Below are 19,495 nucleotides of genomic sequence, written 5' to 3'. Positions count from 1 at the left end.
TGCTATAGAATAGTTTTAGTCGCTTGCAGCAACTTGGATGCGTGATATTATCATTGTACGGTGCGGCGTTTGCCTCAATTCCTTTATAACAACGAGATTAAAGAAATGACCGATAAATTAACCTCCTTACGTAGTCTGACCACCGTTGTTGCTGATACTGGCGATATTGAAGCGATGAAGCTTTATAAACCACAAGATGCGACAACTAACCCATCTTTGATTCTAAATGCAGCACAAATTCCTGAATATCGTAAACTGATTGACGAAGCGGTCGAGTGGGCCCGTAAACAAAGCAGTCATCGTGAACAGCAGGTTGTTGATGCTTGTGACAAATTGGCAGTCAACATCGGTTTGGAAATTCTAAAACTGGTTCCAGGCCGTGTTTCAACGGAAGTTGACGCACGTCTGTCTTATGATGAAGAAGCGTGTATCGCTAAAGCGCGTCGTCTGATTAAGCTGTACAACGAAGCGGGTATCAGCAATGACCGTATTCTGATTAAGTTGGCTTCAACTTGGCAAGGCATCCGTGCAGCTGAGAAATTAGAAAAAGAAGGCATCAACTGTAACTTAACCCTACTTTTCTCTTTTGCGCAAGCTCGTGCATGTGCGGAAGCAGGTGTTTATCTGATTTCACCATTCGTTGGTCGTATTCTTGACTGGTACAAAGCGAATACCGATAAAAAAGAGTATGCACCGCAAGAAGATCCAGGTGTTATTTCTGTGACTGAGATCTATAACTACTACAAAACCCATGGTTACAAAACCGTCGTTATGGGCGCAAGTTTCCGCAACGTTGGTGAGATTTTGGAACTGGCGGGTTGTGATCGCCTAACGATTTCACCTGCACTGTTAAAAGAACTCTCTGAAGCGCAAGGCGAAGTTGTTCGTAAATTAACTGACTCTGGTAAGACAAAAGAGCCAGAAGCTAAACTGACTGAATCTCAGTTCTATTGGCAGCATAACCAAGATCCGATGGCAGTAGATAAACTGGCTGAAGGTATCCGCAAATTTGCTATTGACCAAGAAAAACTGGAAAAAATGATCGCAGAGCTACTGTAATTTCTGCCTTCACTTTTTATGAGAACCCAGTGTCTTCACTGGGTTTTTTGCATTTTGGAGCAGTAAGTACCAAATACAAAAGAGCCCCTGATAAGCAACCTGAATATTATTTAACTAAATGAAATCATTGACGACGCGGCTAATGCTGAACGGCCTACATTTCTTCATGTATTTTCACTAAGCAATATCGCGATACTTAGCACTGAAACCTTATATTTCCCATGATATGATAACCTACGTATTAATGCGCGTGATTTGCGGGGGCTGCCCGCAATGAGCACTTTTTATTGGTTATTTATTGAGGTTTGTATGGATGAATTGCGCATAGGTTTGGTTTCAGTTTCTGACCGTGCTTCAAGTGGTATTTATGAAGATAAAGGGCTCCCATCCTTAGAAGCATGGCTTGCGAAAGCGCTGACAACACCTTTTCGTATTGAAACTCGCCTGATCCCTGATGAGCAAATCATGATAGAACAAACATTATGTGAGCTAGTGGATGAGTTTGCCTGCCATTTAGTACTGACAACTGGTGGTACAGGCCCCGCACGTCGTGATGTCACGCCAGATGCAACATTAGCGATTGCCGATCGCGAGATGCCTGGTTTTGGTGAACAAATGCGTCAAATTAGTTTAAAATTTGTGCCAACGGCCATTCTTTCTCGCCAAGTGGGGGCGATACGCAATCAAGCATTAATCCTCAACTTACCGGGTCAACCTAAAGCCATTGCAGAAACACTGGAAGGGTTAAAGGATGCGGAAGGGAATGTCATCGTCTCTGGGATTTTTGCTAGTGTGCCTTACTGTATTCAACTGCTCGATGGGCCTTATGTCGAAACGGATCCGAGTGTTGTGAAGGCATTTAGGCCAAAGTCGGCGATCCGCTCTTAAATCATGATTATTAAGTCAGGTGAGGTTCACTCACCTGACTTGCTTACGACGACGATTAACAGCGCTGCCCTATTGGTAAAACAGTTTTGCCATATTGCTCATTCAACACTTCAGCCATTGCTAAGTAGAATGCACTTGCGCCACAAACAATCCCTTCAAAGCCTGCGATCGTTAAAATAGTGCTATTGCCTGTTAAATTACCGATGGCTAACAATGCAAACAGTATGGTTAAGCTGCCAAAAACAAATTGCAAAACAAAATTGGCTTTTAATGTTCCAAGGAACATAAAGAAGGTGAAGATTCCCCAAATCAGTAAGTAAACCCCTAAAAATGCAGGTCCGGTTGGCTCTGCTAAGCCCAGCGTGGGCAAAAATAATAGGCCAACTAACGTTAACCAAAACATCCCGTATGAGCTAAAGGCTGTTGCGCCAAACGTATTTCCTTTCTTATATTCAATAAGTCCGGCTATCACCTGAGCAATACCACCATAAAAAATCCCCATGCTCAAAATCACTGATGAGAGAGGGAAAAAACCTGCATTATGGAGATTGAGCAGAATTGTAGTCATACCAAAGCCCAATAAACCAAGTGGACCCGGATTAGCAATAGAGCTGGATTGCATATAACCTCTGGTGAAAAATGATTAAAATTCAAAAAGATATAAAATTTTTTGCCAGCTTGTTTAGGTTGGCGGCGAATCATACGCAGTTTTTTTTGCTGAAACAATGATCGAAAGACAGGTTTTTTTGCAAAAAATATGAAATTTTTTTAAGTCATCCCCTTGATGAATGAATTTACGACCCCATCTTTAAAGCATCACTCGTTATCAGTCGAATAATTGTGTAAAGCAAAAAAATTGAGCCTCGGAGTAAAAACTCCCTTGAAAATGAAATATTGAGCCTCATATAGATTGGTAATGAAATTGAACAAAAAAGAATTCCTTTGGAGGCGTTTTAGATGGGTAAAATTATTGGTATCGACTTGGGTACAACTAACTCATGCGTTGCAATTATGGATGGCACAGCTGCTCGTGTTCTTGAGAACAGCGAGGGTGATCGTACTACTCCTTCCATCATTGCGTACACACAAGACGGTGAAATTTTGGTCGGTCAGCCAGCAAAACGTCAGGCAGTGACTAACCCTGAAAATACATTATTTGCGATCAAACGTCTGATCGGCCGTCGTTTCCAAGACGAAGAAGTTCAGCGCGACGTGGCTATTATGCCATACAAAATTATTGCGGCAGATAACGGCGATGCTTGGTTAGATGTAAAAGGCCAAAAAATGGCTCCACCACAAGTTTCGGCTGAAGTTCTGAAAAAAATGAAAAAAACAGCAGAAGATTACTTGGGTGAGCCAGTAACAGAAGCTGTTATTACTGTTCCTGCATACTTTAACGATGCTCAGCGTCAAGCGACAAAAGATGCTGGCCGTATTGCTGGTCTTGATGTTAAGCGTATCATCAACGAACCAACAGCCGCAGCATTGGCTTATGGCTTAGATAAAGAAGTGGGTAACCGTACTATCGCAGTTTATGACTTAGGTGGTGGTACATTTGACCTATCAATCATCGAAATTGATGAAGTTGATGGTGAAAAAACATATGAAGTGCTGGCAACCAATGGTGATACTCACTTAGGTGGTGAAGACTTCGATAACCGTTTGATCAACTACTTAGTTGAAGAATTCAAAAAAGACCAAGGTGTTGACCTACGTAATGACCCGCTGGCAATGCAACGTCTGAAAGAAGCGGCTGAGAAAGCGAAAATCGAACTTTCTTCTGCACAGCAAACAGATGTTAACCTGCCGTACATTACAGCAGATGCAACAGGTCCTAAACACATGAACATCAAAGTGACTCGTGCGAAATTAGAGTCACTGGTAGAAGATTTAGTTAAACGTACCATGGAGCCTGTTAAGGTTGCGCTACAAGACGCTGGCCTAAGCGTAAATGACATCAACGATGTTATTTTGGTTGGTGGTCAAATCCGTATGCCTTTGGTACAAAAAGCAGTTGCTGATTTCTTTGGGAAAGAACCACGTAAAGACGTGAACCCAGATGAAGCCGTTGCAATAGGTGCAGCAGTTCAAGGTGGTGTGTTAGCGGGTGATGTTAAAGACGTGCTGTTACTTGACGTAACGCCACTGTCTTTAGGTATCGAAACAATGGGTGGCGTGATGACTCCGTTAATTCCGAAGAACACCACTATCCCAACGAAACATAGCCAAGTGTTCTCAACAGCAGAAGACAACCAAGCTGCAGTAACAATCCATGTTCTGCAAGGTGAACGTAAACGTTCCGGTGATAACAAATCACTGGGTCAGTTTAACTTAGATGGTATTCAACCAGCACCGCGTGGTATGCCACAAATCGAAGTTACGTTTGATATCGATGCTGATGGTATCTTGCATGTATCAGCGAAAGATAAAAACAGTGGTCGTGAGCAAAACATTACCATTAAGGCTTCTTCCGGTCTGAACGACGAGGAAATCGAAAAAATGGTACGTGACGCGGAAGCGAACGCTGAAGCAGACCGTAAATTTGAAGAGTTAGTTCAGGTTCGTAACCAAGCTGACCAACTGATCCACGGTACGCGTAAGCAAATTGAAGAAGCAGGCGATAAACTGCCAGCAGAAGATAAAGCGAATATCGAAAAAGCAACATCTGAGCTAGAAGTAGCAATCAAAGGCGAAGATAAAGCAGATATCGAAGCGAAGATCCAAGCTTTAGTAACTGCTTCAGCTAAACTTCTGGAAATTGCACAACAACAAGCTCAAGCTGGCTCAGCAAATGCTGGCGCAGGCGCAGAAGCGAAGAAAGATGACGATGTTGTTGATGCTGAGTTCGAAGAAGTTAACGATAAAGACAAAAAATAATGCCCTTAGCGGGCGCAGTGACCTTGCTAATGGTTATTAATGGTTACTGATACCGAACACGGGCGTCGAGGAAACTCCACGCCCGTGTCGGCATGTTAAGGGTAAAATAAATGGCGAAAAGAGATTTTTATGAGGTCTTAGGCCTCGAAAAAAATGCTTCAGATAAAGACATCAAACGCGCATATAAGCGTTTAGCAATGAAGTATCATCCTGACCGTAATCAGGATAAAAAAGATGAAGCAGAAGCTCAATTTAAAGAGATAAAAGAAGCTTACGAAGTCCTGTCCGATGAGCAGAAGCGCGCAGCTTACGACCAGTATGGCCATGCTGCCTTTGAGCAAGGTGGCATGGGCGGCGGCGGTTTTGGCGGCGGTGCTGATTTTAGCGATATCTTTGGTGACGTCTTCGGTGATATTTTTGGAGGCGGCCGCAGACAGCAGCGCCCAAGCCGTGGTTCTGATTTACAGTACAACATGGAGCTGACCCTTGAAGAGGCTGTCCGTGGAGTGACCAAAGAGATCCGTATCCCAGCTTTGGAAACCTGTGATGTCTGCCATGGTAATGGTGCTAAACCGGGAACCAGCGTAGATACTTGCCCAACATGTCATGGTATGGGTCAGGTACACATGCGTCAGGGCTTCTTCTCTGTACAGCAACCTTGTCCAACGTGTCATGGCCGAGGCAAAATTATTAAAGATCCATGCAACAAGTGTCATGGTCATGGCCGCGTTGAACGCTATAAGACCCTATCAGTGAAAATCCCAGCAGGGGTAGATACTGGCGACCGTGTTCGTTTATCCGGTGAAGGTGAAGCTGGGGAAAATGGGGCACCAGCAGGGGATCTGTTTGTTCAAGTTCGTGTGTTACCACACAGTATTTTTGAACGTGATGGCAACAACTTACATTGCGAAGTTCCGATTAACTTTGCGGTTGCGGCATTAGGTGGTGAAATAGAAGTCCCGACCCTTGATGGTCGCGTCAAACTGAAAATCCCAGCAGAGACCCAAACCGGTAAAATTTTCCGCATGAAAGGCAAAGGCGTGAAATCTGTCCGTGGTGGTATGCAGGGTGATCTCATGTGCCATATTGTCGTTGAAACACCAGTTAAATTGAATGAGAAGCAAAAAGAGCTACTCAAAGAGTTTGGAGAATCACTCGGTGGTACGAGTGGCGAAAAGAATAGCCCACGCTCAAAAAGCTTTTTAGACGGCGTGAAGAAATTCTTTGATGACCTAACTAACAAATAATAAATTAAATGGCCCGCTTAGTTGCGGGCTTTTTTTTGAGATTAGTGCCTTTCTTTGTATTAATGGCTCAGCTTCGCGAGTAACACACCAGCTAAAATAATCACACAAGCAGTAACGCGCATGAAGTTGAACCTCTCTTTTAAGAAAACGATAGATAAAAACATCGCGAAAAGTACGCTGGTTTCTCTTACCGCAGCAACCAAAACGATGGGGGCTTGGCTCATTGCCCAGATAGCAATGCCATAACTCACTAACTGCATTAATCCACCAATTAAACCAGAGCGCCAATACTGTTTGATACCTTGAAACAGGGTTTTTTGATATTTCAAAGCGCCCGAGAGAGTAAGTACTATGCCGTTAAGCAAAAATAGCCATAACGTATACACGATAGGATCTTCGCTAGCCCGAGAACCTTGCCCATCGGATAAGGTATAGCAGGCGGTAAAAAAAGCAGTGCACAGTGCGTAACAGAGTGCTTTTCCTGTGATATTGAGCGTCAGCTTTCTTCCGGCAAACGCAATAATAATCACCCCACTCATAATGAATAGGAGCCCAAGTAGCCCAATTAAAGAGATCATTTCATGGAAGATTAGCAAACTGAGTAAGGCAGTAATAAGCGGTGCAGAACCTCGAGAAATGGGATATATCTGCCCTAAATCACCATGTGTATAGGCTTGGCTTAAAAAATAGGCATAGCCAAGATGAAAAAGGAGTGATAAGGCTAACCAAGGTATGGCATGAACGGAAGGCAACCCCAACACAAACAGTGCCGGTATTGCTAACACCGCAGAAAATAATGAGATCATGACTAAACCGAAAAAACGGTCATTACCGAATTTTACGATGGCGTTCCAACTGGCGTGACAAAATGCTGCAAATAATACAGCGAGCAAAACATAGGTTGTCATAATACGAATAGGTGAAATAGGTTGTCATTCAGTATTACGTAATGAGGCTTTTTTGTGAAGGGCTTACGAGGTTGATTGTGACTCACTGGATGGTGAAGCTTTATTTTGTGAGTCGGTACGTAAAAGAGCGTTTACTCTAAAAAAGTGGCTAGTGGTTGATCTGTTAAGCATATTATCTTAAGAAACGGGATGTGTACTGCGATTGCGTAAAAAAGAAAAATATGGATTCAAATAAATTTGTCTATATTTAAATTTAACAATAATTAAACAAAAAGAGTGAGTAATTTCTCATATTGCTCGAGAATATCGAATCATTACTGATAAATAAACGACTTTTTACGAACTAATGATTAGCATAATATTAACACTCTGTTTATTTTGGGGTTAAATATATGACAGCAATCATCCGTAAATTTTTAAGGTTAGAAGCAGCGGGAGGGCTACTCCTAATTATTGCTGCCATAGTCGCATTAATTATGGCGAATTCGCCAGCTCAGGGACTATACCAGCAGTTTTTAGATATACCTATCTCCGTTAAGATCTCATCACTAGAGCTCGATAAGCCATTAATTCTATGGATTAATGATTTCTTGATGGCGATTTTCTTTCTTGTCGTCGGTCTTGAGGTTAAACGAGAACTGCTTGAGGGGTCGCTTGCAGGGAAAGATAAAGCTATTTTTCCTGCTGTTGCAGCGCTAGGTGGGATGTTAGCACCTGCACTCATTTATTTGTTGTTTAATGGCGCTGATGATATTACACGCCAAGGTTGGGCAATACCCGCAGCAACAGACATCGCCTTCGCCCTAGGGGTTATGGCGCTTTTAGGTAAGCGAGTGCCAACAGAGTTAAAAGTCTTTTTATTGGCGCTAGCGATTATTGATGACCTTGGTGTCATTGTGATTATCGCATTCTTCTATACCAGTTCGTTATCTTTAGTCGCGCTTGGTTTAGCGGCTTTATGTGTGACACTACTGGTTATCATGAATTGGCGGCGAGTTGAAAATACCGCAGCTTATTTAGTTATCGGGCTGATCCTTTGGGTTTGTATTCTTAAATCAGGCGTGCATGCAACTCTCGCGGGGGTCATTGTCGGTTTCTTGATACCACTGCATGGCACAAATAATACAAAACCGTCAGAAGAGCTTGAGCATGTGCTACACCCTTGGGTTGCTTATATGATTTTACCGATATTTGCTTTTGCCAACTCAGGTGTTCAATTAAACGGCGTCACGTTTGATGGATTGATGAGTACATTACCTTTAGGGGTTGCGGCAGGTTTACTTTTTGGGAAGCCTTTAGGGATTTTTCTCTTTAGTTGGGTTTCGGTAAAACTTGGGTTTGCAAAATTACCTGAGTCCATTAATTTGAGGCAAGTATTCGCAGTATCTGTTTTATGTGGAATCGGTTTTACTATGTCTATCTTTATTACCGGACTGGCATTTGATGGGTTGGATGATAGCTATAGTACCTATTCAAGACTAGGAATTTTACTTGGATCAACATTAGCTGCCTTTTTAGGTTACTTTTTGTTAAAGGTAGTGTTACCGAAACCTCAACAAAAATAGTGATTGTCTGAATTCCAATAAATTCAGAAATAAATAGTAAGAAATTCCGAGTTAATGGACTATGATATACCCGCAACACACCTTTTTTGTGTTGTGGGTATATCTATATAACTCCTGCAAAAGGAGCAGTGAAAAATAGTATGGTCAGTATTGATTATTATTGGCGGTACAGAAGGAATCGATATGCGGGTTTCACACCTTAATTTTAACCACCTTTATTATTTTTGGCATGTCTGTAAAGAAGGGTCTGTCGTTGGGGCGGCTGAAGCGTTGTATTTAACCCCTCAAACCATTACCGGGCAAATAAAAGCATTAGAAGAGCGGCTAGGCGGTAAATTATTTAAGCGCCAAGGGCGCGGTTTAGTTCCCTCAGAGCTTGGGCAACTCATTTTTCGCTACGCTGACAAAATGTTTATGTTAAGCCAAGAAATGCTTGATATTGTCAATTATAGCCGAGAATCAAATTTGTTGTTTGATGTCGGTGTTGCTGATGCCTTATCGAAACAGTTAGTAAGTCGAGTTTTAGAAACGGCAGTCGTTGAACATGAGCAGATCCATCTTCGCTGCTTTGAATCGACTCATGAAATGTTGCTTGAGCAACTGAGCCAACACAAACTTGATATGATTTTATCTGATTGCCCAGTCGATTCATCACAGCAAGAAGGCCTATTTTCTGTGAAGTTAGGCGAGTGCAGTGTGAGTTTCTTTTGCCGCGACCCTGCACCTAAAAAGCCATTCCCTGAATGTTTAGAAGAGCGTCGTTTGCTGATCCCAGGTCGCCGTTCAATGTTAGGACGCCACTTATTGACTTGGATCCGTAATAAGAATTTGCAAGTTGAAGTACTTGGTGAATTTGATGATGCTGCTTTAATGAAAGCCTTTGGTATGCATCACAATGCAATCTTTGTTGCTCCCTCATTATATGCCGCGGATATTTTGGGAGGGGAGGATGTTATCGAACTCGGTCGGTTAGATAGCGTTAAAGAAGAGTATTTTGTCATTTTTGCGGAACGCATGATCCAACATCCTGCGGTTCAGCGTGTCTGTAACAAAGATTTTTCCAATCTGTTCTCAGCGCCATTTGATAAGCTTGAGAAAAAAGTTTAACAGACAAAAAAACCGGCAGAAGCCGGTTTTTTTAGCTAATCAAGAAGCAAAATTACATAGCTTTGATTTGAGCTGCTAAGTTAGCTTTATGACGCGCTGCTTTGTTTTTGTGGATCAGGCCTTTAGTGGCGTGACGATCAACAATAGGTTGCATGTCATTGAATGCTTTCTGAGCCGCTTCTTTATCGCCAGCAGCGATAGCAAGGTAAACTTTCTTGATAAAAGTACGCACCATAGAACGACGGCTAGCGTTGTGCTGACGACGTTTCTCAGATTGTATAGCGCGTTTCTTAGCTGATTTGATATTAGCCAAGGTCCAACTCCCAAATGTATTCTATTGAGGACAATTCAAAGGTCGAGGAATATGCCCTTTCGCCCTTCATTTGTCAATGGATTTGTGCAAATAAACGTCGTGTACATCGACGTAAGTGCGTTTGTGAATGGTGCAAGATTCTACCAGCAAATGCTAGAGGAATACAGATCTTCACGCGAAAAAAAAGCGTATTTGATGGCACATAATAAAAAATTTTTTTACTGAAAAAATTTTTGAGTTGAAGATAATAGCAGTTAGTATAATTATCACGCAATAATTGTTTGTTTATTGGTCATTGAGAACAATGGCTTGCATAAGTCTGGACGAAAATCAGAAAAATTTACGATTTTTCGAGACCTCAGCGCAATTTTGTTGTATTGATAATCCATTGGTTATCCCTATATTTTGATCTTTATATTCAGCAACAGCTAAATTTTTTTCGTTAAAACCGCTTAGTCGGGGTTTTATTCAGGCTAAAACTGGGCTGTAGTTTGTGTATTGATCAAAAAATGGCGATTGAATGAAACCTTTTACGAACTTGGGTTAACCTTAAGCGTCGTACAAGGTATAATCCAGCAATTTCCTCGGTATTGAGCCTGTTATGGAGCTAATTCGCGGTATACAAAATATCCGGGCGTGCCATCATGGTTGCGTGCTGACTATTGGTAATTTTGATGGTGTCCATCGTGGGCATCAGGTTTTACTTCAAAATTTGAAGCAAAAGGGTGAGCAGTTGGGGTTACCCTCTGTCGTGATGATTTTTGAACCACAACCCCTTGAGTTTTTTATTGGTGATAAAGCGCCTGCTCGTTTGACGCGTCTGCGAGACAAAGTGAAATACTTGGCAGACAGTGGGATTGATTACCTACTGTGCGTTGAGTTTAACCAACATTTTGCCTCTTTAACGCCAGATGAGTTTGTCGCTGAACTACTGGTAAAAAAATTGGGCGTAAAATACCTCGCCATAGGCGATGATTTTCGTTTTGGTAAGAATCGTATGGGCGATTTTGCTTTCCTACAGCAAGCAGGTAGCCAGTATGGGTTTCAAGTCGCGGATACAGAAAGTTTTTGTGATTCGGGGTTGCGTATCAGTAGCACTGCGATTCGCAAAGCAATACAAGATAACGATCTGGCATTAGCAGAAACGTTATTAGGCCACCCATATCGTATCAGTGGGCGTGTTGTGCATGGAAACCAACTTGGGCGTACCATCGGTTTTCCAACGGCAAACCTGCCATTAAAACGATTAGTCACACCAGTGACGGGTGTGTATGCTGTAGAAGTTTACGGTTTAGGGGATAAGCCCTTGCCTGGTGTAGCAAATATAGGTACTAGGCCAACAGTATCTGGTAAAGGGCAGCAATTAGAAGTCCATCTGATTGATGCCAATATGGATTTATACGGACGTCATATTGATGTCGTGTTGCGTAAGAAATTACGCGACGAACAGCGGTTTGCTTCATTAGACGCGCTTAAGGAGCAAATCGCTAAAGATGTGATTGCGGCTAGGGATTACTTAGCGGCAATAAATGTCAGATAATTTAGCGGAAAATGGAACTGAGAATCGATGAGTGACTATAAAAATACCCTGAATCTACCAGAAACAGGGTTTCCAATGCGTGGCGATCTCGCCAAACGCGAACCACAGATGTTAGAGCGCTGGTACAAAGAAGGTTTGTATCATGCTATCCGTAAAGCAAAATCGGGCAAAAAAACATTTATTCTGCACGATGGTCCTCCGTATGCTAACGGCAGTATTCATATTGGTCACTCAGTCAACAAAATTCTCAAAGACATTATTATTAAATCCAAAGGGTTGGCGGGCTTTGACTCCCCATACATCCCTGGTTGGGATTGCCATGGTTTACCTATTGAACATAAAGTTGAGCAAATAGTAGGCAAGCCAGGGGAGAAAGTTTCCGCCGCTGAATTCCGTGCACAATGCCGTCAATATGCTAAAGAGCAAATTGAAGGCCAAAAAGCTGACTTTATTCGCCTTGGTGTTTTGGGTGAGTGGGATAAGCCGTATCTGACGATGGACTTCAAAACAGAAGCAAACATTATCAGAGCATTGGCGAAAACTATCGCTAATGGTCACCTAGTGAAAGGGGCAAAACCAGTTCACTGGTGTACTGCTTGTGGGTCTTCACTTGCTGAAGCAGAAGTTGAATACTATGACAAAACGTCACCATCTATCTACGTTCGTTTCCCTGCCGTAGATAGCAACGCGGTGTACGAAAAATTTGGCGTAGTGGGTGATAAAACGCCAGCGCTAGTCATTTGGACCACAACGCCTTGGACGTTACCAGCTAACCGTGCTATCTCACTGAACCCTGAGTTTAAATACCAGTTGGTTGAAGCCAATGGTGAAGTCGTTATCCTTGCGGCTGATCTCGTTGAAGATGTCATGAAAACAGTGGGCATTGAGTCATGGAAAGTGCTGAGCGAATGTGAAGGCAGTGCCCTTGAATTATTGCGCTTCGAGCATCCATTTATGGGCTTTGATGTGCCTGCTATTTTAGGGGATCACGTTACTCTTGATGCCGGTACAGGGGCAGTGCATACCGCTCCAGGTCATGGTCCAGAAGACTATGTAGTCGGTCAAAAATATGGCCTAGAAACTGCAAACCCAGTAGGTCCAGATGGTTGCTTCCTTGCGAATACCTATCCAACCTTGGATGGTGTGTTCATCTTCAAAGCTAACGATGTCATCGTTGAGTTACTGAAAGAAAAAGGCGCATTGCTGTATAAGCAAGCTATTTCACATAGCTATCCATGCTGTTGGCGTCATAAAACCCCAGTCATTTTCCGTGCTACACCACAATGGTTTATTGGCATGGATAAGAACGGCTTGCGTGAGCAATCACTAAAAGAGATTGATATCGTTCAGTGGATCCCAGGTTGGGGTCGTGCACGTATCGAATCAATGGTTGAAAACCGCCCTGACTGGTGTATCTCGCGTCAACGTACGTGGGGAACACCAATGTCACTGTTTGTGCATAAAGAGACCGAAGAGTTACATCCTCGCACGTTGGAGTTGATGGAAGAAGTCGCTAAACGTGTTGAAGTTGATGGTATTCAAGCATGGTGGGATCTGGATGCTGCTGAGCTATTAGGTGATGAAGCTGAAATCTACCGTAAAGTGCCAGACACACTGGATGTATGGTTTGATTCAGGGTCGACACATTTTGCCGTTGTGGATGCACGTCCTGAGTATCACGGCAATTCAGCAGATATGTACCTTGAAGGTTCAGACCAACATCGTGGTTGGTTTATGTCTTCATTGATGCTCTCAACGGCAATGAAAGGCAAAGCACCTTATCGTCAAGTACTGACTCATGGCTTTACTGTCGATGGTCAAGGCCGCAAGATGTCTAAATCTTTAGGTAACACAATTAGCCCACAGGATGTGATGAACAAACTGGGTGCTGATATTTTACGTCTATGGGTGGCATCTACCGATTACACTGGTGAAATTGCGGTATCGGATGAGATCTTAAAACGTGCGGCAGACTCTTATCGCCGTATTCGTAACACTGCACGTTTCTTACTGGCTAACCTGAACGGCTTTAACCCTGAAACTGATATGGTTAAACCTGAAGAGATGGTGGTGTTAGATAGATGGGCAGTAGGGCGTGCACTTGAGGCTCAAAAAGAGATCACTAAAGCCTATGATGAATATGACTTCTTGTCAGTCATTCAGCGCCTTATGCATTTCTGCTCTATCGAAATGGGCTCATTCTATCTGGATATCATTAAAGATCGCCAGTATACCGCGAAGAGTGATAGCCTTGCTCGTCGTAGCTGCCAAACAGCGTTATTCCATATTGCGGAAGCCTTGGTTCGTTGGATTGCACCAATACTGTCGTTCACTGCGGATGAAATTTGGAACGAGCTGCCAGGTGAGCGTGCTAAGTTTGTATTAACCGAAGAGTGGTATGACGCATTATTTGGTTTGGCAGAAACAGAAAGCATGAATGATGATTTCTGGGCTGAGCTACTTGCTGTTCGTGGTGAAGTTAACAAAGTTCTTGAGCAAGCACGTGCAGATAAACATATCGGTGGCTCATTAGAGGCCTCTGTCACCTTGTATGCGGATAAAGCGCTTGCAGAGAAGCTCAATAGCTTAGCGGATGAGCTCCGTTTTGTGTTGTTGACCTCTCAAGTACGAGTTGCTGATATTGCTGAGGCACCAGCGAATGCACAACAATCAGAGCTAAGTGGCTTGAAAATTGGCTTTAGCAAGGCTGCTGGTGAAAAATGTCCTCGCTGCTGGCACTATGCTAATGATGTAGGTTCCGTTGCTGATCACCCTGAATTGTGTGGTCGCTGTGTCACTAACGTAGCCGGAAACGGTGAAATACGTAAGTTTGCATAATGAAGAGACCTATTTGTTCTACTGGGTTACGTTGGTTGTGGTTAACCGTTGTGCTGATTGCATTGGATTTAGGCATTAAACAGTTAGTCTTGAAAGAGATGAACCTGCATGAATTATATCCAATCATGCCTTACCTCAACTTGATGTATGCACAAAACTTTGGTGCCGCATTTAGTTTTCTTGCTGATGAGGGAGGCTGGCAACGTTGGTTCTTTGCTGGCATCGCGGTGACGATATCTGTCATTTTAATGGTAATGATGTATCGCCAAAGCGCGCAAAAACGACTAAGCAATATCGCTTATGCGTTGATTATCAGTGGAGCAATTGGCAATCTGAGTGATCGTTTAATACATGGCTTTGTCATTGATTATATTGATTTTTATATAGGCAATTGGCATTACCCAACATTTAACCTTGCAGATGTTACGATTTGTATTGGTGCCGCTTTAGTGATCTTAGAAGGCTTCTTGCCTGACAAGGACAAAAAGAAAGCAAATTAACTGATATAATAACCCTCAGCCCGGTTCTGCCGGGCTGATTTTTATAATAGAAATAGGTTCGATTTATGTCTACTCAGGTACAACCACAAAGCGCGGTATTGTTGCATTTTACGTTGAAACTAGAAGATGGTTCGACAGCCGATTCTTCCCATAGTCAGGGTAAACCTGCGTTGTTTAGTTTAGGGGATGGTTCACTTTCACCTGAATTAGAAGCGCAATTAGTTGGGCTGAATGTGGGTGAAAAGAAAAGTTTTTCATTACCGGGTGATACGGTCTTTGGTAAACATAATCCTGATTTAATTCAATACTTTTCTCTGCGTGATTTTACGGAAACAGGGATACCTGAGATTGGCACAATCATGCTTTTTACTGCAATGAATGGCAGTGAGATGCCTGGAGTAGTAAAATCAATAGAAGGTGAATCTGTGACGATTGATTTTAATCATCCGTTAGCAGAGCAACAAATCACTTTTGATATTGAAGTACTTGAGATTGACCCGCAATTGGAGAGTCAAAATGCAAATATTAATGGCTAACCCTCGTGGCTTTTGTGCAGGGGTAGACCGTGCGATCAGCATTGTAGAAAGAGCACTTGAGCTTTATGGTGCACCTATTTATGTACGCCATGAGGTTGTTCACAACCGTTATGTGGTAGATGATCTGCGTCAGCGCGGTGCTATTTTTATTGAAGAGATCTCTGAAGTACCCGATGGCTCGATCCTGATTTTTTCTGCTCATGGCGTCTCTCAAGCTATTCGTCAAGAAGCGCGCTCACGTGATCTGACGATGTTATTTGATGCGACTTGTCCATTGGTGACCAAAGTGCATATGGAAGTGGCGCGTGCTAGCCGAAAAGGCAAAGAAGCTATTTTGATTGGTCACGCAGGCCATCCAGAAGTAGAAGGTACCATGGGGCAGTACAGTAACCCAGAAGGTGGAATGTACCTTGTTGAAAGCCCAGAAGATGTCTGGAAGCTGCAAGTAAAAGACGAAAATAATTTGTGCTTTATGACCCAAACAACGCTCTCGGTTGATGATACCTCTGACGTTATTGATGCATTAACTCAACGTTTCCCAAGCATTGTTGGCCCGCGTAAAGATGATATCTGCTATGCGACGACCAATCGTCAAGAAGCAGCGCGTGAACTTGCTGAGCGTGCAGATATTGTGTTGGTTGTGGGGTCTAAAAATTCGTCAAACTCGAATCGTTTGGCGGAATTGGCTTCCCGAATGAAAAAACCAGCTTATCTCATCGATGGTGCTGAAGACATTAAAACAGAGTGGCTAGTCGATAAAAAAATTATCGGTTTGACTGCGGGAGCCTCAGCGCCTGATATTTTAGTTCGCCAAGTGATCGATAAACTGAAAGAGTTTGGCGCTGATGAGGTTGTAGAGCTTCAAGGCCGCGAAGAAAATATTGTGTTTGAAGTACCTAAAGAGTTACGTGTTGAGGTTAAGCAAATTAGCTAATGGCAAGGCGCCTAGTTATTTATTATAGAATACCTCTGATCTGCCTAATAGAGGCAGGTTGGAGGCAACGCAGCGTTTTTGGAGTTTTCATTCGTGCCCAACAATACCGCCCATGCCGTTAATGTACTTTCTGTTTTTGATTTCGATGGCACATTAACATATCGTGACAGCTTTATCCCATTTTTAAAATTCGCGTTCGGGAAATATCGTTTTTCCCGCAAAATTATTAGATTGGTTTTGCCTACTTTGCAATGTGCTAGGCGCAAGCTCACGCGTGACGAATTAAAAGAAGTGCTGATTAAGACCTTTCTCACGGGGGTTGACGAGAAGTGGCTAAAAGAGAAAGCCGAACAATTTTGTAAGATTTATTGGACGAAATTGATGCGCCCTGAAGGGGTGTTAGGTGTTGCCGCTGAAGTTGAAAGTGGTGCTGAAGTGACGATTTGTTCCGCCTCACCATCTCTGGTCCTTAAGCCGTTTGCAAAAAGGTTAGGCATCAAGTTGATCAGTACTGAACTTGAAGTGGTGAATGGTAAATTAACGGGGAATTTGGTTGGCCAAAACTGCCGCCGTGAACAGAAAGTAAAACGTTTAGAGCAGGTATACGGTGACTTGGGTCAATATCACCTACGCGCTTGGGGTGATACTCGTGGGGATTTTGAATTATTGCAAGCCGCGCAAGACGCACACTGGCGCCATTTCCATAAAAAGCACTACCGATATAAACATAAACAGGTGGTTAGTAGAGACTGATTTTATTATCAGTCTCTTGGGAAAATAAAGTCATCAAGAGAGAGATGAGAGCTTGATGACTGCCAGTAATCTTTATAGATGAGGGCAGTGCTCATCTTAGTTAAGGTGAATTAGATATTGACACCGTGTTGAGCTGCTAATGCACTCAAGCCACCCGCGAAGCCTTGGCCTACCGCTTTGAATTTCCACTCGTTACCATGGCGATATAGCTCACCAAAAATCATTGCTGTTTCAGTTGACGCGTCTTCAGATAGGTCAAAACGTGCAATTTCAGCATTGGTATCGTTGTTGTAAACACGCATAAAGCTGTTGCTTACCATGCCAAAGTTTTGTTTACGTGTTTCTGCATCATAAATCGTGACAGAGAAAACCAGTTTTTTCACTTCAGCAGGAACTTTAGTCAGGTCGATTTTGACTTGTTCGTCATCACCGTCGCCTTCCCCAGTACGGTTATCGCCTTGGTGTTCAACAGAACCACATGGGCTTACTTTGTTGTTGAAGAAGATAAAATTTGCATCAGAGAGAACTTTACCGTCTTCTCCAACCATAAATACAGAAGCATCTAAATCAAAATCTGCGCCGTCAGTAACACGAGCATCCCATCCCAGACCGACCATAGCAACATTCATTGTCGGTGCTTCTTTAGTCAGGGATACATTACCACCTTTAACGAGGGAAACTGCCATATAAAGCTCCTTTGCTGTTGAAAATTGGTAGCGTTTTTTCGCTACCAATACTTATCACTGATTTTACTGATATCAAGATGCATTGATGCCGTATTGAGCGCATACAGAGGCTAGGCCACCTGCATAGCCTTGACCGACGGCACGGAATTTCCACTCATTGCTATGACGGTATAATTCACCGAATAGCATTGCCGTTTCCGTTGACGCGTCTTCAGTCAGGTCATAACGAGCGACTTCAATTTGGTTGTCATCATTGACTAAACGGATAAATGCACCAGAAACTTGGCCGAAACTTTGGCGACGAGCTTGTGCATCATGAATAGTGACAACGAAGATGATTTTATCGATGTCCGCTGGGATCAGGTCTAATTTGATTTTCAGCGCTTCATCGTCACCATCGCCTTCACCAGTACGGTTATCACCGGTATGAGTTACTGAGCCGTCGGCAGATGCTAGGTTGTTATAGAAAATAAAGTCTGCATCACCACGTACTTTTCCGTTAGCGGCTAATAAAAACGCAGAAGCATCTAAGTCAAAGTCCTGACCGTCTGTTGAACGAGCATCCCAGCCAAGTCCAACTAGGACGTTTTTCATCGTTGGTGCTGCTTTGCTTAACGAAACATTGCCGCCTTTAGATAGAGAAACGCTCATTGTTATAACTCCTTGAAAATTTATGCAAAAATATGTTGTGAAAGAATGTTAGCTATGCTTTTCATCCTCAGATTTATCTTTTTCTGGAAAAAGTACGCTTGCGATAATGCCTAATGCAAGTACCCCAAGTACCACAAACAAGCTTGTGCTAGCAGAGATACTAAAGCCATGATGCCAAATATGATCTGTTGCATTCAAGCCAAGTTTAACGGCAATAAAGAACAGAAGAACGATGACGGCTTTTTCTAAGTAGACAAGATATTGCTTCAATGCTTCCAGAACGAAATAAAGCGTACGCAAACCTAATATTGCAAACATCATTGCGCTGTAAACAATCAGTGGCTCACGGCTTACCGCGATAATAGCGGGTACAGAGTCAAAAGCAAACATCACATCAGATAACTCAACGACAGCCACACATAACATAAGTGGGGTTGCGTAAAGTGCTGCTTTTTTACCGCGGCCGATTGTCACATCTTTGTTTTCAGGTTTGGCTAGCTCTGCATCAACTTCTTTTTGTGTTAATAAGAATGCGTGCCCCGTTATTTTAGGCCAAATTGGGAAGAAACGTTTGACTAAACGATAGGCTAAGTGCTGAGAATAATCCTCAATTTCATCACTGTCATCGCCGCTACGTAACATCATTACCGCTGTCCAAGCAACCACAAGGGCAAAGATGATTTCAACGTATGGTCCTAAGCTGAGAAGTCCTGTACCGATGGCGACGAAGATCCCACGGAAAATAATGGCACCGATAATCCCCCAGTATAGAACCCGGTGGCGAAAGCGATCCGGTACGGCAAACCAAGAGAAAATCGCCATCATGACAAACAAGTTGTCGACCGAGAGGACTTTTTCCAACGCATAACCTGTTACGAATAGGCTGGCAACTTCCGAGCCATGATGGATATATAGGAATCCAGCAAATGCCATAGCAATGGCAACCCAGAATATGGACCAGAAAATTGCATTTTTTAATGTGATCGGTTTATCAGCACGGTGCATAAATAAATCGATAAAAATAGCTCCGATTGCTAATACCACAAACACAATTACGGTTTCAGTCGGAAAGCCAATATGAGTGGATACCATA

At 42.9% G+C, this 19,495-nt stretch carries 18 protein-coding genes; 12 read left to right on the top strand and 6 right to left on the bottom strand.

Features of this window, described 5'->3' with window-relative positions; translation table 11 throughout:
* Nucleotides 1–105 precede the first annotated feature (105 nt).
* Together tal and mog are read left to right on the top strand one after the other, a co-directional pair.
* On the top strand, nt 106–1,059 hold the full coding sequence (gene tal / locus PR709_RS08165) for a transaldolase (RefSeq protein ID WP_014656817.1): 954 nt from the start codon (nt 106–108) through the stop codon (nt 1,057–1,059).
* A 309-nt stretch (nt 1,060–1,368) separates the two neighbouring features.
* The gene (gene mog / locus PR709_RS08160; RefSeq protein WP_004926746.1) at nt 1,369–1,947 is read left to right on the top strand and encodes a molybdopterin adenylyltransferase; all 579 of its coding nucleotides are present in this window, start codon (nt 1,369–1,371) and stop codon (nt 1,945–1,947) included.
* Between the two features lie 55 nt (nt 1,948–2,002).
* On the opposite strand, the gene satP is transcribed toward mog, so the two are convergent.
* Nucleotides 2,003–2,569 carry an acetate uptake transporter gene (gene satP, locus PR709_RS08155; protein ID WP_060560957.1) on the bottom strand — a complete coding sequence of 189 codons (567 nt, stop codon included), beginning with the start codon at nt 2,567–2,569 and terminating at the stop codon, nt 2,003–2,005.
* Between the two features lie 335 nt (nt 2,570–2,904).
* Between satP and dnaK the strand changes: the two genes are divergently transcribed.
* A complete protein-coding gene (dnaK, locus tag PR709_RS08150) occupies nt 2,905–4,824 on the top strand; it encodes a molecular chaperone DnaK (RefSeq protein WP_154625260.1) in 1,920 nt (639 codons plus the stop codon).
* Between the two features lie 110 nt (nt 4,825–4,934).
* Nucleotides 4,935–6,071 (top strand): molecular chaperone DnaJ, encoded by a 1,137-nt coding sequence (dnaJ, locus tag PR709_RS08145; RefSeq protein WP_004926754.1) that lies wholly within the window; start codon nt 4,935–4,937, stop codon nt 6,069–6,071.
* 59 nt (nt 6,072–6,130) lie between these two features.
* Here the strand turns inward: dnaJ and PR709_RS08140 are convergent, their stop codons facing one another.
* Nucleotides 6,131–6,979, bottom strand: coding sequence for an EamA family transporter (locus PR709_RS08140; protein ID WP_104873003.1), 849 nt, complete (start codon nt 6,977–6,979; stop codon nt 6,131–6,133).
* A gap of 392 nt (nt 6,980–7,371) precedes the next feature.
* Here PR709_RS08140 and nhaA point away from each other — a divergent pair, with 392 nt between their 5' ends.
* Both nhaA and nhaR read left to right on the top strand, forming a co-directional pair.
* Nucleotides 7,372–8,544, top strand: a complete 1,173-nt coding sequence (gene nhaA / locus PR709_RS08135) for a Na+/H+ antiporter NhaA (protein WP_072502531.1) — start codon at nt 7,372–7,374, stop codon at nt 8,542–8,544.
* A 183-nt stretch (nt 8,545–8,727) separates the two neighbouring features.
* Nucleotides 8,728–9,651, top strand: a complete 924-nt coding sequence (gene nhaR / locus PR709_RS08130) for a transcriptional activator NhaR (protein ID WP_014656815.1) — start codon at nt 8,728–8,730, stop codon at nt 9,649–9,651.
* Between the two features lie 52 nt (nt 9,652–9,703).
* Here the strand turns inward: nhaR and rpsT are convergent, their stop codons facing one another.
* The gene (gene rpsT / locus PR709_RS08125) at nt 9,704–9,964 is read right to left on the bottom strand and encodes a 30S ribosomal protein S20 (protein ID WP_014656814.1); all 261 of its coding nucleotides are present in this window, start codon (nt 9,962–9,964) and stop codon (nt 9,704–9,706) included.
* A 601-nt stretch (nt 9,965–10,565) separates the two neighbouring features.
* Between rpsT and ribF the strand changes: the two genes are divergently transcribed.
* The 6 genes from ribF to PR709_RS08095 all read left to right on the top strand — a co-directional run bounded on the left by ribF (nt 10,566) and on the right by PR709_RS08095 (nt 17,065).
* Nucleotides 10,566–11,504, top strand: coding sequence for a bifunctional riboflavin kinase/FAD synthetase (gene ribF, locus PR709_RS08120; protein ID WP_004926774.1), 939 nt, complete (start codon nt 10,566–10,568; stop codon nt 11,502–11,504).
* Between the two features lie 27 nt (nt 11,505–11,531).
* Nucleotides 11,532–14,342 carry an isoleucine--tRNA ligase gene (gene ileS, locus PR709_RS08115; protein WP_004926779.1) on the top strand — a complete coding sequence of 937 codons (2,811 nt, stop codon included), beginning with the start codon at nt 11,532–11,534 and terminating at the stop codon, nt 14,340–14,342.
* On the top strand, nt 14,342–14,842 hold the full coding sequence (gene lspA, locus PR709_RS08110) for a signal peptidase II (RefSeq protein ID WP_004926783.1): 501 nt from the start codon (nt 14,342–14,344) through the stop codon (nt 14,840–14,842). Before ileS ends, lspA begins: the two co-directional genes overlap by 1 nt.
* Nucleotides 14,843–14,907: 65 nt before the next feature.
* A complete protein-coding gene (gene fkpB / locus PR709_RS08105; RefSeq protein ID WP_004926787.1) occupies nt 14,908–15,378 on the top strand; it encodes an FKBP-type peptidyl-prolyl cis-trans isomerase in 471 nt (156 codons plus the stop codon).
* The gene (gene ispH / locus PR709_RS08100) at nt 15,359–16,312 is read left to right on the top strand and encodes a 4-hydroxy-3-methylbut-2-enyl diphosphate reductase (RefSeq protein WP_004926791.1); all 954 of its coding nucleotides are present in this window, start codon (nt 15,359–15,361) and stop codon (nt 16,310–16,312) included. The genes fkpB and ispH overlap by 20 nt, the downstream gene beginning before the upstream one ends.
* A gap of 93 nt (nt 16,313–16,405) precedes the next feature.
* Entirely contained in the window at nt 16,406–17,065 is a 660-nt protein-coding gene (locus PR709_RS08095) for an HAD family hydrolase (RefSeq protein WP_004926796.1), read from the top strand.
* Between the two features lie 110 nt (nt 17,066–17,175).
* On the opposite strand, the gene PR709_RS08090 is transcribed toward PR709_RS08095, so the two are convergent.
* The 3 genes from PR709_RS08090 to PR709_RS08080 form a co-directional block, all read right to left on the bottom strand.
* The gene (locus PR709_RS08090) at nt 17,176–17,751 is read right to left on the bottom strand and encodes a TerD family protein (RefSeq protein ID WP_004926799.1); all 576 of its coding nucleotides are present in this window, start codon (nt 17,749–17,751) and stop codon (nt 17,176–17,178) included.
* 72 nt (nt 17,752–17,823) lie between these two features.
* Nucleotides 17,824–18,402 carry a tellurium resistance membrane protein TerD gene (gene terD / locus PR709_RS08085; RefSeq protein ID WP_004926803.1) on the bottom strand — a complete coding sequence of 193 codons (579 nt, stop codon included), beginning with the start codon at nt 18,400–18,402 and terminating at the stop codon, nt 17,824–17,826.
* A gap of 48 nt (nt 18,403–18,450) precedes the next feature.
* On the bottom strand, nt 18,451–19,494 hold the full coding sequence (locus tag PR709_RS08080; protein WP_004926804.1) for a TerC/Alx family metal homeostasis membrane protein: 1,044 nt from the start codon (nt 19,492–19,494) through the stop codon (nt 18,451–18,453).
* Nucleotide 19,495 lies beyond the last annotated feature (1 nt).

The sequence above is a fragment of the Providencia sp. PROV267 genome, from assembly GCF_028477825.1.
Classification (GTDB): domain Bacteria; phylum Pseudomonadota; class Gammaproteobacteria; order Enterobacterales; family Enterobacteriaceae; genus Providencia; species Providencia stuartii.
This window is presented reverse-complemented; position numbering and strand designations above follow the sequence as displayed.

Coding starts and splice junctions, on each gene's coding strand:
- tal (WP_014656817.1), top strand. CDS start 106: ATGACCGATAAATTAACCTCCTTACGTAGTCTGACCACCGTTGTTGCT.
- mog (WP_004926746.1), top strand. CDS start 1,369: ATGGATGAATTGCGCATAGGTTTGGTTTCAGTTTCTGACCGTGCTTCA.
- satP (WP_060560957.1), bottom strand. CDS start 2,569: ATGCAATCCAGCTCTATTGCTAATCCGGGTCCACTTGGTTTATTGGGC.
- dnaK (WP_154625260.1), top strand. CDS start 2,905: ATGGGTAAAATTATTGGTATCGACTTGGGTACAACTAACTCATGCGTT.
- dnaJ (WP_004926754.1), top strand. CDS start 4,935: ATGGCGAAAAGAGATTTTTATGAGGTCTTAGGCCTCGAAAAAAATGCT.
- PR709_RS08140 (WP_104873003.1), bottom strand. CDS start 6,979: ATGACAACCTATGTTTTGCTCGCTGTATTATTTGCAGCATTTTGTCAC.
- nhaA (WP_072502531.1), top strand. CDS start 7,372: ATGACAGCAATCATCCGTAAATTTTTAAGGTTAGAAGCAGCGGGAGGG.
- nhaR (WP_014656815.1), top strand. CDS start 8,728: ATGCGGGTTTCACACCTTAATTTTAACCACCTTTATTATTTTTGGCAT.
- ribF (WP_004926774.1), top strand. CDS start 10,566: ATGGAGCTAATTCGCGGTATACAAAATATCCGGGCGTGCCATCATGGT.
- ileS (WP_004926779.1), top strand. CDS start 11,532: ATGAGTGACTATAAAAATACCCTGAATCTACCAGAAACAGGGTTTCCA.
- lspA (WP_004926783.1), top strand. CDS start 14,342: ATGAAGAGACCTATTTGTTCTACTGGGTTACGTTGGTTGTGGTTAACC.
- fkpB (WP_004926787.1), top strand. CDS start 14,908: ATGTCTACTCAGGTACAACCACAAAGCGCGGTATTGTTGCATTTTACG.
- ispH (WP_004926791.1), top strand. CDS start 15,359: ATGCAAATATTAATGGCTAACCCTCGTGGCTTTTGTGCAGGGGTAGAC.
- PR709_RS08090 (WP_004926799.1), bottom strand. CDS start 17,751: ATGGCAGTTTCCCTCGTTAAAGGTGGTAATGTATCCCTGACTAAAGAA.
- terD (WP_004926803.1), bottom strand. CDS start 18,402: ATGAGCGTTTCTCTATCTAAAGGCGGCAATGTTTCGTTAAGCAAAGCA.
- PR709_RS08080 (WP_004926804.1), bottom strand. CDS start 19,494: ATGGTATCCACTCATATTGGCTTTCCGACTGAAACCGTAATTGTGTTT.